Below are 14,605 nucleotides of genomic sequence, written 5' to 3'. Positions count from 1 at the left end.
TCGGCGTGACTTCGTCACGCTCGTGTCGGCCTTTTGGTAACCGCTGTTTGCACCCGTCTATGCTTCGCGAAGTGATTGGGTACAATACTCAACTTTCCCTCTCCAGCACTAGCTCATGATTACCGGTTCGATTGTCGCCATCGTTACCCCGATGCTCGAAGATGGCAGCCTGGATATTTCCCGTTTCCGCAGCCTCATCGACTTCCACGTCAAGGAAGGTACCGATGGTATTGTCGTCGTCGGCACCACCGGCGAATCGCCGACGGTGAATGTCGAGGAGCACTGCGAGCTGATCCGCGTTGCTGTCGAGCATGCCGCTGGACGCATTCCCGTCATCGCCGGCACGGGGGCGAACTCCACCCGCGAGGCCATCGAGCTGAGCGAATTCGCGCGCGAGGCTGGTGCGGTCGCCGGTCTGTCGGTCGTGCCTTACTACAACCGCCCGACCCAGGAAGGCCTCTACCAGCACTTCCGTGCCATCGCCGAGGCGAGCCCGCTGCCGACGATTCTCTACAACGTGCCGGGGCGCACCGTTGCAGACATGTCTAACGACACCGCGCTGCGTCTGGCCGAGATCCCGAACATCATCGGTATCAAGGATGCAACCGGCAATATCGATCGCGCCTGCGACCTGATCGCCCGGGCTCCCAAGGATTTCGCGCTGTACACCGGCGACGACATGACCGCCCTGGCCTTCATCCTGCTGGGCGGCCACGGCACCATCTCGGTCACGGCCAACGTCGCGCCGCGCCTGATGCATGAGCTTTGCGTCGCTGCTTCCGCCGGTGAGGGCGTGAAGGCCCGCGAGATCAATGCCAAGCTGGTTGGCCTGCACCGCCACCTGTTCTGCGAAGCCAATCCGATCCCCGTCAAGTGGGCGGTCGAACAAATGGGTCTCATCGGCTCCGGCATCCGCCTGCCGCTGACCCGCCTGTCCGACAGCTGCCACGAGCGCGTGCGTGACGCGATGCGTCAGGCTGGCATCGAAGTTTGAGTTTGTACTTCCCATCCCGAGGGTTACGCATGCAAAGCCGTAAGCTGGCTTCCGGTTCGGCAATCGTCGTCGCGACGATTGCGCTCGCCGGTTGCTCCGGTTCCTTGCTGGAATCGAAGAAGATCGATTACAAGAGCGCGGCATCTGCCGCCACGCTGCCTTCGCTGGAGGTTCCGCCCGATCTCACCACTCCCGCCGCGGACGATCGTTATGCCGTGCCGGATCTGAACCCCAAGGGCTCGGCCACTTTTTCCGCCTACAACGCGGAGCGCGGCGGGCCGCAGGCCGGCTCTGCGGCAGTTGCCAAGCCGGCGACCGTCGTTGCGCCGCAGTCCATCGACAAGATGCGCGTCGAGCGCTCCGGCAGCCAGCGCTGGCTGGTCGTGCCGGGTACGGCCGACAAGCTGTGGCCGCAGGTCCGCGAGTTCTGGCAGGAAAACGGTTTCCTGCTGAACGTCGATCGTCCGGAGATCGGCGTGATGGAAACCGACTGGGCTGAGAACCGCGCAAAGATCGACAACGACATTATCCGCCGCACCCTCGGCAAGGTGATCGACGGCCTGTATTCGACTCCGGAGCGGGACAAGTTCCGGACTCGTCTGGAAACGAGCAATACGCCGGGTTCGGTCGAGATCTACATCAGCCACCGCGGCATGATGGAAATCTACCCGAACGAAGCGAAGGACCGTACCGTCTGGCAGCCGCGCCCGGCTGATCCCGAGCTGGAGGCCGAATTCCTGCAACGCCTGATGATTCGCCTCGGTGCCGATGAAACGCGGGCCAAGGCGCAGATCGCGGCGGCTCCGGTCGCCGACAAGGCCAAGCTGCAGAGCGCCTCCGGTGGTGCTTCCGTGCTGCAGGTCCAAGAGGGATTCGACCGCGCCTGGCGGCGCGTCGGCCTGGCCCTCGACCGAGTCGGCTTCACGGTTGAGGACCGTGACCGCTCCCAAGGCATCTATTACGTGCGTTACGTGGATCCGGAAGTCGACGTCAAGAAGAAGGGCGACGAGGGCTTGTTGTCCAAGCTGGCTTTCTGGCGCAGTAGTGATTCAAAGCCGTCGATCCAGTCGGGTAACCAGTATCGCATCTACGTGAAGTCGGGGGATTCCGCTTCGTCGTCGGTGCAGGTTCTGACCCGCGAAGGCGGTACGGATACGTCCGATTCGGCGCGCAAGATCCTTGGCCTGCTGTTCGAGCAGCTCAAGTAATTCTTGTTGCCAGCTGTTACAAAAAAGCCGGGGCATGCTCCGGCTTTTTTTCATTTGCGCAAAGGGTTCACCGAGCCTGCCATTGGCTGGGCCGGCAGGCAAATGGCAATAAAAAAGCCAACCCGCAGGTTGGCTTTTTTTGCTACCGGAGAAAACCTGATTACTTCTTCTCGGCGGGAGCGGCTTCAGCGGGCTTGGCAGCGTCAGCGGCCGGAGCAGCAGCGTCAGCGGGCTTGGCAGCGTCAGCAGCCGGAGCAGCGGCGGGAGCAGCTTCAGCGGGCTTGGCTTCCGGAGCGGGAGCAGCAGCGGGAGCGGGGGCCGGAGCTTCAACGGGCTTCGGCTCTTCCTTCTTGCCGCAAGCGGAAACAGCGAGTGCAACGAGAGCAGCAACCAGGAGAGATTGTTTCATTGTTGATTTCCCTTATCGATAAATGAAGTACAACAACCTAAATTTAGGAGCAATCAGGTGGGGGACCCGATCTGGTTCGAATGCTATCACGGACGAAGTGCTTGAATAAAGACATTGTTGCGTTGCCGCAACAGGGATAAGCACTTGTCAAGCCATTAAATCAAACTTCTGCCTTATTCAATCAGCGATTTTGATGGATGTGCAAAGCCGCAGCAGTACCAGTCATACAGCAGTGCCAGGCCTTCCTCGGACAGGCCAACCACCGAATCGAGGCGGCGCTGATCGGCCAGACTCTGCAGAATTGCGAGGTCTTCTTCTTCGACCGGAACCGGCTCGCCATTCATGAAGAAGCGGCCGCCGGAAAACAGCAGCAGGCTGCGCGCATCGAGCCGGTAGCCATCGGCCAGGCCGGCGGCGACGAACTCTTCGTGTTCCAGCGGTTCGTCCGGGCAGTCGAAAAACACGTGGGGCTTGGGTTCGGTGAGATAGGCGCCGAGGAAATCACGCACGTCCTCACGGTTCCAGGTGATGCGCTTGAGGGTATCCACTACCCGGTCGATCATCGCATCGCCGATTTCGGCCGAATGGGCCTGGAGTTTCAGGTCCGGGTCGGCGTAGATGCCATCGATCTGGATCGTCTCCTGCAGATGGCCCATGAACTGCTGGGCGAGTTCCTGGGAGGTCGGCGAGCGGAAGCCGATCGAGTAGGTCGTGCATTCACCGATGGCGATGCCGTTGTGCGCCCAGTGGGGGGGCAGGTAGAGCATGTCGCCGGATTCCAGCACCCAGTCGTAAACGGGCTGGAAGTTCTGCAGGATCTTCAGGGGCGCATCCTCGACGAGGCTTCGGTCTTCCTGGTTGCTGATCAGCCAGCGACGCTGGCCGATACCCTGCAGCAGGAACACGTCGTAGTTGTCGAAGTGCGGGCCGACGCCGCCACCGTCGATCGCATAGCTGACCATCAGGTCGTCCAGGCGCGCCTGGGGGATGAAGTCGAAACGGTGCAGCAATTCGTCGCCATCCGGGCAGAACAGGTTGAGGCCCTGCACCAGTACCGTCCACGGATGTTTCTTGCGGCGCAGGTCGGAGGCCTTCTGCGGGCCGTGGATGACTTCCCAGGATTTGTTGTCATGGGTGACGTAGCGGGATTCTACGTCTGGGTCGCGGGCCAGTTCGAAGAGTTCGTCCTTGGTTACGACGCCGGTGAAGCCGGGAACTGCCTGGCGGATCAGCAGTGGTTTCTTTTGCCAGTATTCGGCGAGGAATTCCTCTGCCGTCAGGCCGCCCAAGAGTGTGTTCGTCATCGCGCGATTATAGCCGTTCGCCTTGCAAAGGCCGGTCCCGCCGCTAAAATGGCGCCCTTCATTTCTGGACTCCCGGCCATGCGCGAAGCGGTCATCGAATCCCTCGACCACGAGGGGCGCGGCGTCACCCATCTCGACGGAAAGACGATCTTCATCGAAGGTGCCCTGCCGGGCGAGCGGGTGACATTCACGTCCCACAGGGTCAAGCCGAATTTCGAGGTGGCCGATGTGGATCGCGTGCTGCAGGCCAGCTCCCAACGCGTTGAGCCGCGTTGCAAGCATTTCGGTGTCTGCGGTGGCTGCAGCATGCAGCACCTGGAGTCGGGCGCTCAGGTGGCCGCGAAGCAGCGTGTGCTGGAAAACGCCCTGTGGCACATCGGCCGTGCGAAGCCTGACGTGCTTTATCCGCCCATCGTCGGGCCGGACTGGGGCTACCGTTACCGCGCGCGCCTTACTGTACGCGTGGTGCCGAGCAAGGGCGGCGTCTTGATCGGCTTCCACGAGCGGCGCAGCAGCTACGTGGCGCCGATGGAGAGCTGCGCGATTCTGCCGCCGCATGTGTCGGACATGGTGCCGCGCCTGCGCAAGCTGGTGGCCGGCCTGTCCGTACCCGACCGGCTGCCGCAGATCGAGATTGCTGTTGGCGAAGGAATCACGGTCTTGGTGTTCCGCCACATCGTACCGCTCAGCAAGGCCGATATGGCGAGCTTGAAGGCCTTCGCGGAGGCAGAGCAGGTGCAGGTGTGGCTGCAGCCCCATGGGCCGGATTCCGCCCATCGGCTGCATCCCGCCGAGGCGCCCGGGCTGGCCTACACGCTGCCGGAGTTCGGCGTGTCGATGGCTTTCCGCCCGACCGACTTCACGCAGGTCAATATGTGGATCAACCGCGTGCTGATGCGGCGCTCGATGCAGTTGCTCGACCCGCGGCCCGGCGAGCGCATCGCCGACCTGTTCTGCGGCCTCGGCAACTTCAGCCTGCCGATCGCCGCTCTGGGTGCCCACGTGGTCGGCGTCGAAGGCAGCGAGACGCTGGTCCGCCGTGCTGGTGAGAATGCAGCCGCGAATGGCCTTGCCGAGCGTTGCGAGTTCTACGCCGCCAACCTCTTCGAAGCCACCGAGGACAGCCTGGCGGCCCTCGGCCATCTGGACAAGATGCTCATCGACCCGCCGCGGGAAGGCGCCATCGCGGTGGTCAAGGCAATTGGCGAGCAGGCGCCGAAGCGTATCGTCTATGTGTCCTGCAACCCGGCCACGCTGGCCCGCGACACCGCGGTGCTGACCAAGGAGAAGGGCTATCAGCTGAAGGGGGCGGGCATCGCCAACATGTTCCCGCAGACCTCCCACGTGGAGTCCATCGCACTGTTTGAGCGGGACTGAGCGGCCTGGTCGAAGGTACGAACAAAAACCCCCGGCATGCCGGGGGTTTTTGCTGATCAGGTGACGCCGATGACGCTCAGTCGCGTTCGCCGGTGAAGGACATGATCAGGTTCAGCAGACTGACGAACACATTGTAGATGTCCAGGTACACCGCCAGCGTGGCCGTCACGTAGTTGGTCTCGCCACCCTGCACGATGTTGCTGATGTCGTACAGGATGTAGCCGGAGAACAGCAGCACCACGACCGCCGAGATGACGAGGTGGAGCACCGGCATCTGCAGGAAGATGTTGGCCACCATCGCGATCAGCACGACCACCAGGCCGACGGTCAGGAACTTGCCCATGTTGCTGAAATCGCGCTTGGAGACGCTGGCGATGCCCGCCATGGTCGCGAAGATGGCCGCGGTGCCGCCACCGGCCAGCGCGATCATCGAGCCGCCGTTGGAGAAGCCGAGCGCCACCTGCAGGATGCGAGACAGCATCAGGCCCATGAAAAAGGTGAAAGCCAGCAGAAGGGCTACGCCGACGCCGCTGTTCTTGTTTTTCTCGATCCCGTAGAAGAACGCGAAGGAAATCCCCATGAAGAGCAGGAAGCTCATCAGCGGGCTGCCCGCCAGGAACGAGAACTGCATTTGTACGCCGATCAGCGCACCGGCAACGGTCGGCACCATGGAAAGTGCGAGCAGCAGGTAGGTATTGCGCAGCACGCGGTTGGCGCTTTGCGACAAGACCTGCGTTTGCTGACCGTAAGTGTCGAGTTGCATGTAAATCCTCCGAATGACATTAGCAGGATGGCCTGCACCGACTGAGAGTAGCGAAGGCCCCAGGAAGTTTCAACCGCCGCTCTATTTCAAGCGGCTTGGCGAAACGGGCGCCCATGTTAGAATGCGCGCCCTGCATCGGCTTACGGGCAATGCATTGGAAGCGTGGCAGAGTGGTTGAATGCACCGGTCTTGAAAACCGGCGTGGGGAAACCCATCGTGAGTTCGAATCTCACCGCTTCCGCCAGAATTGAGTAAAAAAAGCCCTGATTCGTCAGGGCTTTTTTACTTTCTAGCGCCCATGGATCACGAAGCGGTTGCCGCCGGCCTGCTTGGCCCGGTACATCGCCTCGTCGGCGTGTTTCAGGAGTTCCTTGGCGCTCGTTGCGTGCTGGGGGTAGAGGCAGACACCGATGCTGGCGCGGACGCGGGCGTCGGCGGTGCAGCGGAGGGGGGCGTCCACCGCGCGCAGGATGCGCTCGACGATCTCGGCCAGGTGCTGCGGGTTGGCGACGCTCTTGAGCAGCAGCACGAACTCGTCGCCGCCCCAGCGGGCCACCGTGTCCTCGCCGCGCAGCACTGCCTGCATGTGCTGGGCGACTTCGCGCAGCACGTCGTCGCCGACCTTGTGGCCCCAGGTGTCGTTGATCGGCTTGAAGCCATCCAGGTCGAGCAGGCACACCGCGAACTCCTCGCCGGTGCGTCGGGCGTGGATGATCGCCCGCTCAAGGTCGTAGTCCAGGAGGTTGCGGTTGGGCAGGCCGGTGAGGGCGTCGTAGTGGGCCAGGTGGTCGAGCTGCTGGCGGGACTGGATGAGGGCCTTGTTCAGGCGGCGGGCGCGCAGGTACAGGGTGGCCATCAGCAGCAGGACGGACAGGGTGGCGATCAGCACCTGGGCGGCGTAGCGCTGTACGAGATCCTTGAGGGCGATGCTGTCTACCTTGTCGTAGGGATAGATGTGATGCCGGCGCATCAGGTTCTGCACGCTCAGGTATTCCACCGGCGTCGACCAGCGGTAGTAGCGTGCGCTGCGGGCGGCGGGGGCATCCGGCGGCATCGTTAGCAGCGCGGCGGCGACCTGGTTGCGGATGTCGATGGGCACTTGCGGTGCGGCGGCGAAGGGCCATTCCGGGAACAGGCCGGTGGAGATCAGGAAGGGGAAGCCACCGGCGTGGGAGGGATGCAGGATCCGGACCTGCGCCAGGTCGATCTTGCCTTCGCGGGCCATCGCTTCGAGCACGCTGCTGCGCACGAAGCCCACGTCGGCGCGCCCGTCGAGCACGGCGCGGACGCTGAGGTCCTGGGGAAAGCCGAGGAAATCCACGTGGCAGTCGCGGTCGACGTCCACATCGTGCTCTTTCAGCAAGTCGTATTGCAGCAGGAAGGCGGCGAAGGAGCTGCGGTCCACCGAGGCGATCCGCTTGCCTTTCACGTCGCCCAGGTCGCGGATGTCGTCGCGGTCGGCGCGCGTGAAGATCACCCCGCCGAACTGATTGACGAGGACGCCGTTGTCGCGCTTGACCAGGGTGGCGACGCGGGAAACCCCATGGACCGTCTCGAGCAGGATGTAGTGTTCGGGATTGGTGATGACGAAGTCGATCTCGTGCCGGCTGACGGCCGCCTCGAACTCGTGCAGGTTCATCGGCACGGCCACGAAGCGGCTGCCGGGGATCTTGCCCGCCAGGTAGTCCATGGTCGGGCTCCATTCCCGCAGCGTCACCGACTTGTCGCGGAAGGAGGTGATGCCGACGTGAAAGACCTGCGACGGCTCCTCGCCGTGGGCCAGCCCGGCAAGGCCCAGCGCGAGCAGGCCGGGCAGGATGATGCGTCCGAAGTAATGGAGAAGCGTCTCCAGGGCAGTGCCCATCTCGGCTCCTCGAAAGTACGTATCGTGCTGTTGTTGTTATGTGCCGTCCATTGGCGGGCGACAGATCAAGGATCCTCCATCGTCTTGCTGCGTTCAAGCCTGCTGTGTCACGCACAGGAGGCGATGGCGGCCGCGGACGCTGTCGCGACGGCGGCGTGCTTATGCCTGCCGGCTTTATCGGCATATCGGGGGCGCATTCAATATTGCCGCGTGCACATCGAATGTTCGCCCGGCAATATTGAACTCCGGGGGATGAGATAACGGTTCTGCCGACCGAGAATCCGATTCTGGTCGGGCAGAATGCTTATGGATGCGCTACGAACTCGATTCAGATCGTATTGATACGTTTTATGCCATGCCAGATGTCAATTCGCAGAGGGCGGAATGGCATGTGCCGGCATCAGAAGCCGATGCGCAGGCCAAGACGGAGGCTGCGCGGCTCGAGCGGATGGACCAGGCGCCCGTCGATGCCGCCGTTGCAGCTGCCGCCCAGCGTTTCACTGCGCGTGCAGGCGCCGCCCCAGTACTCGATGTCGTTGGCGTGGCGGTTGAACAGGTTGAGCACATCCATGCTGAACTGCACGCGGGCCGAGGCGCGGTAGGCGAGCTTGAGGTTGGCGGTCCAGAAGGGCGTGGACTTGTGTTCGCCGGTCTCTTCCAGCGGGTAGGCGCCCAGGTAGCGCAGGCGCAGGCCGCCGTGCCAGGGACCGCCGCGGTCCACCGCGACACCGACCGAGGCGGTGACGGGGATCGCGTTGGGCACCCGGTCGGCGCCGGCTGCGGCGTCCTTGAAGCGGGCCTTGGACAGGGCCAGGTCGGCGTCGATGATGAGGCCGTCCGTCGGGGTGATGTAGTTGGCCCACTCCAGGCCGTGGCGGCGCGACGCGCCCTTGGGCTCGGTGATGCCCTCGTCGCCGATGAAGACCAGCTCGGACGCCAGGTTCATCTGCCACATCGATATGCTGGTGTTCCAGCCCGGCAGCGGCGCGGCGCGCAGTCCGATTTCCGAGCCCTTGGCCTTGACGATCAGCGGCACCCGCTCGAGCGCACTGCCGTCGGCCGGGTTGGTGCGGCTGGTGGCGCCGCGGGCGTCGTTGCTGTGGAAGCCGTGGCCCCAGTTGGCGTAGAACTCGGTGGCACCGGCCAGGTTGAAGGGGCCGAAGATGAAACCGACTTTCGGACTGGTTTGCCCTGCGCGGGCGTGGCCGCGGTTGTCCATGTTGTAGGGGCCGCCAAGGGGCGTGACGTCGGCGCGCAGTTCGTCGCGGCGCAGCGCCGCGGTGCTGCGCAGCCAGCGCGTCCATTGGGTGCGGGCTTCGGCAAAGACGCCGAGGCTGGTCTCGGTGATGCGGTCCTCGCGCACGGTGGCCGTGCGGGCCCGATCCACGGTGGAATACAGGCCGACCTTGCCGATGCGGTCCTGACGCAGGTGGGCGCCCACCGCCAGTTCGGTATCACGCCACGCCGGGCCGAGGAACCACGCGTGGCGGCCGTCACCGCCCCAGATGAAGCGGCGGTCGGCCTGCTCGTGCTGGTCGCCTTGAAGGCCATTGATGTAGCCGGACGGGGCGGAGAACAGGTTGAGGCCGTAGTCGATCACGTAGGCGTTGGCCTTGCTGGCGGTGGCCTCGCCGAGGCGGCCCCATTCGGCCGACAGGCTGTGGCGGTGCGTGCGTCCGCCGTCGCGCGCAGACAGGGCGCCGTAGCGGCCGATCTCGCCGCGGGTGATGGCTCGCTGCGGCACGTGCTCGGTGGCTGTCCACGCCGCCGAGTAGGCCATCGCGGTGATTGCGTAGCCGTGGGCGGAGGTGCCGTCCGACAGGCGCAGCACGGCGTTGCGGCGCACCAGGTTCTCGGGCTGCTCCCACGGGCCGTCGTTGCCCATCAGCTCGACGGCGGCCAGCAGCTGGCGGCTGTCGCCGCTGTCCGGCGCGCCGAGGGCCCGGCTGCCGGCGGCGAGGATGCGCTGGTAGCCGTTCTGGCCGAGGCCGAGGTCCACGAAGTTGCCGTCCAGCTTGCGCCGGTAGTCGATGAGCGCCGAGCCGGTGGTGGCGAAGTCGCCATCCTCGGCGGCGTTGGGGCCCTTGCGGTAGGCAATGCCTTGGACCAGCTCCGGGATCAGGAAGTTGAGGTCCATGTAGCCCTGGCCGTGGGCGTGGCTGGCCATGTTGACCGGCATGCCGAGCAGGCTGGTGGCGAAGTCGCTGCCATGGTCGAGGTTGAAGCCGCGCAGGAAGTACTGGTTGGCCTTGCCGTCGCCGGAGTGCTGGGTGACGATCATTCCGGGCACCGTCTCCAGCGCCTCGGCCGGGCGCAGCAGCGGGCGGTTGCGCAACTGGGCGGCGGTCACCGTGCCTTCGGTGGCCGAGTCGGCGACGCCGATCAGGTCCTGTTTGCTGGTGCTGACCGTGACTTCCTGCAGCGTCGGAATGCCGGCGCCGTGGGCGGTGGTGCCAATGCTGGAGACGAGCAGGGCCAGCGCCCCCCGGGAGGGGCGAGCGAAAAGCTTCTTCATGGAGGTTTCCTTGAGGTGGCTAGGCGGGGGGCGGACGCCGGCGGAACAGCCGGCGCCAGCCGATGACACAGCCACTGCCGGCCAGGCAGGCGCCGAGCAGGCAGAGCAGGGTGATCAGCCCCTCCCGCAGCCCGGGCAGGCTGGCGAGGGGTGGAAAGTCGAGGCGGTGCAGGGCGTTGAAGACCCAGCGGTGCCAGCGGTTGGCAGCGTCGATGCGCTGCAGGATGCGGCCGGTCGCCGGGTCCAGATACCAGGTGGTGTCCTGGGGGGCGGCCAGGCGGATGCGCACGGCCGGCAGCACCGCAGGGCTGTTGCGGCCGTAGTGGTAGAGGTCTTCGTGGTCGATCAGCTCGGCCTGGGCCACTGGCCGGTGTTCGATGGCTTCGATGGCGGCGGAGAGAGTGGGCACGTCGATGGGTGCGGCGGCATGAGCCTGATCGTTCAGCCGGCGGGGCCCCGCCGGCGTGCGTACTTCGAGGTAGTTCCGGCCGCCGAAGCGATACCACTCGGCTTCGCGGGCATCCGGCACCTGGGCCAGCTGGCGGCGCAGCAGGGCGACGTCGGCAGACGGGCGGAAAGGGCCGCCGGCCAGGCGCTGAGCGCTGCCGGGTGGCGGGCTGCTCATCTCCAACAAGCCGAAGGGATGGTTGGACAGCCAGCCGGACAGCAGCCAGGTGACGGCGAAGCCGCCGACGGCCAGCCCGGCCAGATGGTGCCAGCGTTTCCAGCCGTGGTAGGGCGTGATCTGGCCGCGCGGGTAACGTTGTCGCACACGCACACGCTGGATGCCCAGCGCCAGGCCGGCGACGGCGGTCAGCAGCGCGATGGGTGGTAGCCACAACACCAGCACGCGCCAGGTGCCCAGGTCGTCGCCGCGCAGCGGGGTGAAGTAGATCCAGTGGGGCACGCTGCCCAGCCAGCCGAGCAGGCGCTCGCGGCGGTTGGTGTCGGCCAGCACCTCGCCGCTCTTCGACGATACGTAGAGCACCGTGCCGGCCGCGTCGTCAGCCGCGATGCGGTACAGCGGGCGGTGGGCGTTGTAGCTGCTGTACACGCTCCACTGGTCGCGCTCGATGCGTTCCGGCTCTGTCAGCGTTACGCCAGGCAGGAAACGCCGGGCTGCCTCCAGGGCCATCTCGGCAGACACCGGGCCGACCCAGCGGCCGTCGTCGGCCCACACGCTGCAGGCCGGTTTGCCGCCGCTGAAGTGATAGACCGGACGCTCGCCGAGCATGGCCAGGCGCACGCCGCGCGGCGTGCCGGGGCATTGGGTGGCCGCCTCGGCGGGGCTGATCTGCACTGCCTCGCCGTGCAGGACTTCCAGATGCTGCACCCGCTCATCCACCGTCAGGCGCGGAAAGGGTGAGTACAGCATCACCAGGCCGGACACGAACCAGCCCAGCACCAGCAGGCCGGCACTGATGCCGAGCCAGCGGTGGAAAATATGCAGGAGGCGGGAGAAACGTGCGGACATCGGTGCGTGGTGTTTAATCCGGCTCGCCGGCCTGGTGGAAGACGTGCTCGGCCACCGGTTGGCCGCCGACCAGATGCTCGTTGACGATGCGGTCCATCACCGCGTCCGTGACGCCGTAGTACCAGGTGCCGTCCGGCTGCACGCACAGGATCGGGCCGCCCTTGCAGGCGGCGAAGCAGGCCGCGCGGGTGCGCTTGACGCGCAGCTCGCCGGCATCGAGCCCGGCCGCCTTGAACTTGGCACCGAGGCTGTCGAACAGCGCCTGCGACTGGCCGTCGGCGGTGCAGCGCGGGCCGGTGCACACCAGCAGGTGGCGGCGGTAGCCGCCGATCTTCGGCTTGATGGGCTCGCTCACGCCTCGGCCTCCTCGGCGGGGGCCGCGCTGTCGTCCTCGAAAGGCTCAGCCAGCAACTCGGCGATGTAGTCCTCGGGCAGACGGTATTCCCGCGCCAGTTCGGCTGCGGACAGCGTGCTGCCGTGGATGGCGGCCAGCCAGCCGTCGAGGCCGGTGGACAGGGAGCGGCCGGCCTTCTCGCCGTTGCGGGTGCTGCCGCTGTCCACGTCGTACTTGTTGGCGTAGCCCCGCGGCGTGACCATCAGGCCGTGCTTGACGAAGGTGTTGGAGTTGCCGATCAGCACGGTGGACAGCATGCCGATGTCGCAGTCGGTCATTTTCTCGAGGGTGGTGAATTCGATGCGTTGCTTGGGGCGGTAGGCCGACTTGACGATGGCCACCGGCGTATCCGGCCGGCGGTGGCGCAGGAACAGGCGGCGGGCTTCGACGATCTGGCGGGTGCGGCGTCCGCTCTTGGGATTGTAGAGTGCCACCACGAAGTCGGAGGCGGCTACCGCCTCCAGGCGGCGGGCGATGGTCGGCCACGGGGTCAGCAGGTCGGACAGGGAGATCGCGCAGAAGTCGTGGGTCAGCGGTGCGCCGACCAGCGCCGCGCAGGTGTTGAGGGCCGACGCACCGGGGATGATCTCCACCTCGATGTCCGAATCCGGCGTCCATCCGGCCTGGAACAGCACCTCGAAGGTCGGCCCCGCCATGCCGTACACGCCGGCGTCGCCGGACGAGATGAGCGCCACCTTCTTGCCCTGGCGGGCACGGTCGAGGGACTCGATGGCCCGGTCGAGCTCCTCGGTCATCGACTTCTTGATGACTTCCTTGCCCTCCAGCAGGTCGGCCACCAGGCGGATGTAGGTGACGTAGCCGATCACCGTGTCGGCTTCGGCGATGGCAGCGCGGGCGCGGGCGGTGAGGTGCTCGTGGCTGCCCGGGCCGAGGCCGACCAGCATGATCTTGCCGCGCGGGGCGGCGGAGGCGATGTCGTTCATTGGGGAATCCTCGCGATGGAGACGGTGGCGTTACGGCCGTCGGGGCCGCGGTATTTGTGTTTTTCGACGAGCAACTGGCGCATGTCGGTGCCGGCCGCCAGCAGCGCGGCGGCTTCCGAGACGGACGGCGTGCCGGTGTATTTGCGGACGGTTTCCGATGGGTTGGGGACTTCGATCCCGGCCAGCGCGGCGGCCGGGTAGAAGGTGATGTGCCAGCCCTGCCAGTGGGCGAATTCCTGCAGGCCCGGTTCGTCGGCCTTCAGATCGATGCTGGCGACGGCGACCACGTCCTGCAGCGTGGCGCCGCACAGGGCCAGCGCCTCGACGACGACCCAGGCCAGGCTGGCCGCCGGCGTGCCGCGGTCGCAGCCGATGCCGAGGGCAAGGGGCTGGCGCGGGCTCATTGGGTTACCGGCGGGCGGTAGATGACGCGCTTGCCGGCCAGGCGCGGCGCCAGTTCCGCCGGTTCGTCCCGGTGGCTGATCCACAGCACGGCGCCGAAGCGCTCGGGTTCCACGTCCTCCAGGCGCGCGAAGGGCACCAGGTTGCCTGGCAGCGGTCCGCTGCGGCCGTTGGCGTGACGTTGCCACCAGTCAGGGCTGCCGGCTTCCTGCACGACGGCCACCAGTTCGTCGTTCACCACCGCGGCGCTGGCCCGCACGACCTCGTCGTGGCTGGCTTCGAAGGTCCATCCGAGTTCGCGGCCGAGCAGATCGACGGCCAGGGTCTGGCGCGCGTCGGACGCCGTGGTGAGTACCGGCGTGGCGTCCAGCGCGCTGGCAATGGTGCCGGCCAGCGCGTTGGCGCCGCCCAGGTGGCCGGACAGCATCGGGATCACGAAGCGCCCGGCCTCGTCGATGACCACCACGCCGGGGTCGGATTCCTTCTTGACCAGGTAGGGGGCGACCAGCCGCACCATCGCGCCGAGGGAGACGATCGCGACGATGCCGTCGAAGTTGGAGAACAGGATGGGGATCTGCTCCCCGGTCTTGCCGGCGTAGCAGGCGGCGGCGCCCGGCGCGGCAGCTTCGGCCTCTGTGGCGAATTTCTCGGGCGCGAACAGGCGCGCACCGGGCAGCGCGGCGACCACACGGCCAGCCAGCGCAATGCCGTGGCGGGTGATGGAAACGACCGCAATGCGGCTGGTGGGGAAGGGCAGGTGCTGGGACATGCTGGGGGTTTCCGTTGGAGCGTGTTTTGTGTGAGGTGCTTGGTTTTTTGGGGGGGCTGTGGGGGCTGTCTGTGGGGGCTGTCTGTGGGGGGGAAATAAATACCCCCCGGTGGTGTTGGAACACCCGATGGGCGCAAGAAATCGCCCCCCCAAACGGCTCAACAAAAAGACCCCCAACGTGAAGGGGG

At 65.8% G+C, this 14,605-nt stretch carries 13 protein-coding genes and 1 tRNA gene; 4 read left to right on the top strand and 10 right to left on the bottom strand.

What is annotated here, in order from left to right; all coding sequences use genetic code 11:
* Positions 1–115 precede the first annotated feature (115 nt).
* Positions 116–994, top strand: a complete 879-nt coding sequence (gene dapA / locus ACE3RX_RS12865) for a 4-hydroxy-tetrahydrodipicolinate synthase (RefSeq protein WP_374484142.1) — start codon at positions 116–118, stop codon at positions 992–994.
* A gap of 29 nt (positions 995–1,023) precedes the next feature.
* Positions 1,024–2,202, top strand: coding sequence for an outer membrane protein assembly factor BamC (gene bamC, locus ACE3RX_RS12860; RefSeq protein WP_374484140.1), 1,179 nt, complete (start codon positions 1,024–1,026; stop codon positions 2,200–2,202).
* A gap of 160 nt (positions 2,203–2,362) precedes the next feature.
* On the opposite strand, the gene ACE3RX_RS12855 is transcribed toward bamC, so the two are convergent.
* On the bottom strand, positions 2,363–2,611 hold the full coding sequence (locus ACE3RX_RS12855; protein WP_374484138.1) for a hypothetical protein: 249 nt from the start codon (positions 2,609–2,611) through the stop codon (positions 2,363–2,365).
* Between the two features lie 173 nt (positions 2,612–2,784).
* The gene (locus ACE3RX_RS12850; RefSeq protein WP_374484136.1) at positions 2,785–3,915 is read right to left on the bottom strand and encodes a JmjC domain-containing protein; all 1,131 of its coding nucleotides are present in this window, start codon (positions 3,913–3,915) and stop codon (positions 2,785–2,787) included.
* Positions 3,916–3,993: 78 nt separating this feature from the next.
* Here ACE3RX_RS12850 and rlmD point away from each other — a divergent pair, with 78 nt between their 5' ends.
* On the top strand, positions 3,994–5,292 hold the full coding sequence (gene rlmD / locus ACE3RX_RS12845; RefSeq protein WP_374484134.1) for a 23S rRNA (uracil(1939)-C(5))-methyltransferase RlmD: 1,299 nt from the start codon (positions 3,994–3,996) through the stop codon (positions 5,290–5,292).
* Between the two features lie 76 nt (positions 5,293–5,368).
* On the opposite strand, the gene ACE3RX_RS12840 is transcribed toward rlmD, so the two are convergent.
* Entirely contained in the window at positions 5,369–6,055 is a 687-nt protein-coding gene (locus tag ACE3RX_RS12840; RefSeq protein ID WP_374484130.1) for a Bax inhibitor-1/YccA family protein, read from the bottom strand.
* A 156-nt stretch (positions 6,056–6,211) separates the two neighbouring features.
* Here ACE3RX_RS12840 and ACE3RX_RS12835 point away from each other — a divergent pair.
* Positions 6,212–6,299: transfer RNA gene (locus tag ACE3RX_RS12835), tRNA-Ser, on the top strand.
* A gap of 45 nt (positions 6,300–6,344) precedes the next feature.
* On the opposite strand, the gene ACE3RX_RS12830 is transcribed toward ACE3RX_RS12835, so the two are convergent.
* From ACE3RX_RS12830 to ACE3RX_RS12800, 7 genes are all read right to left on the bottom strand, one after another.
* Positions 6,345–7,919: a diguanylate cyclase domain-containing protein gene (locus tag ACE3RX_RS12830; RefSeq protein ID WP_374484128.1), complete on the bottom strand. Its 1,575-nt coding sequence runs from the start codon at positions 7,917–7,919 to the stop codon at positions 6,345–6,347.
* 400 nt (positions 7,920–8,319) lie between these two features.
* Positions 8,320–10,434, bottom strand: coding sequence for a TonB-dependent receptor (locus ACE3RX_RS12825; RefSeq protein WP_374484126.1), 2,115 nt, complete (start codon positions 10,432–10,434; stop codon positions 8,320–8,322).
* A gap of 19 nt (positions 10,435–10,453) precedes the next feature.
* Complete coding sequence (locus ACE3RX_RS12820; RefSeq protein WP_374484124.1) at positions 10,454–11,908, bottom strand: hypothetical protein; 1,455 nt, start codon at positions 11,906–11,908, stop codon at positions 10,454–10,456.
* Positions 11,909–11,921: 13 nt separating this feature from the next.
* Positions 11,922–12,263, bottom strand: coding sequence for a ferredoxin (locus ACE3RX_RS12815; RefSeq protein ID WP_374484121.1), 342 nt, complete (start codon positions 12,261–12,263; stop codon positions 11,922–11,924).
* A complete protein-coding gene (gene cobJ, locus ACE3RX_RS12810; RefSeq protein WP_374484117.1) occupies positions 12,260–13,246 on the bottom strand; it encodes a precorrin-3B C(17)-methyltransferase in 987 nt (328 codons plus the stop codon). The genes ACE3RX_RS12815 and cobJ overlap by 4 nt, the downstream gene beginning before the upstream one ends.
* Entirely contained in the window at positions 13,243–13,650 is a 408-nt protein-coding gene (locus ACE3RX_RS12805) for a cobalamin biosynthesis protein (protein ID WP_374484115.1), read from the bottom strand. The genes cobJ and ACE3RX_RS12805 overlap by 4 nt, the downstream gene beginning before the upstream one ends.
* A complete protein-coding gene (locus ACE3RX_RS12800) occupies positions 13,647–14,417 on the bottom strand; it encodes a cobalamin biosynthesis central domain-containing protein (RefSeq protein ID WP_374484113.1) in 771 nt (256 codons plus the stop codon). The genes ACE3RX_RS12805 and ACE3RX_RS12800 overlap by 4 nt, the downstream gene beginning before the upstream one ends.
* Positions 14,418–14,605: the final 188 nt, after the last annotated feature.

Origin of the sequence: Zoogloea sp. (assembly GCF_041914405.1) — a bacterium.
Lineage (GTDB): Bacteria > Pseudomonadota > Gammaproteobacteria > Burkholderiales > Rhodocyclaceae > Zoogloea.
This window is presented reverse-complemented; position numbering and strand designations above follow the sequence as displayed.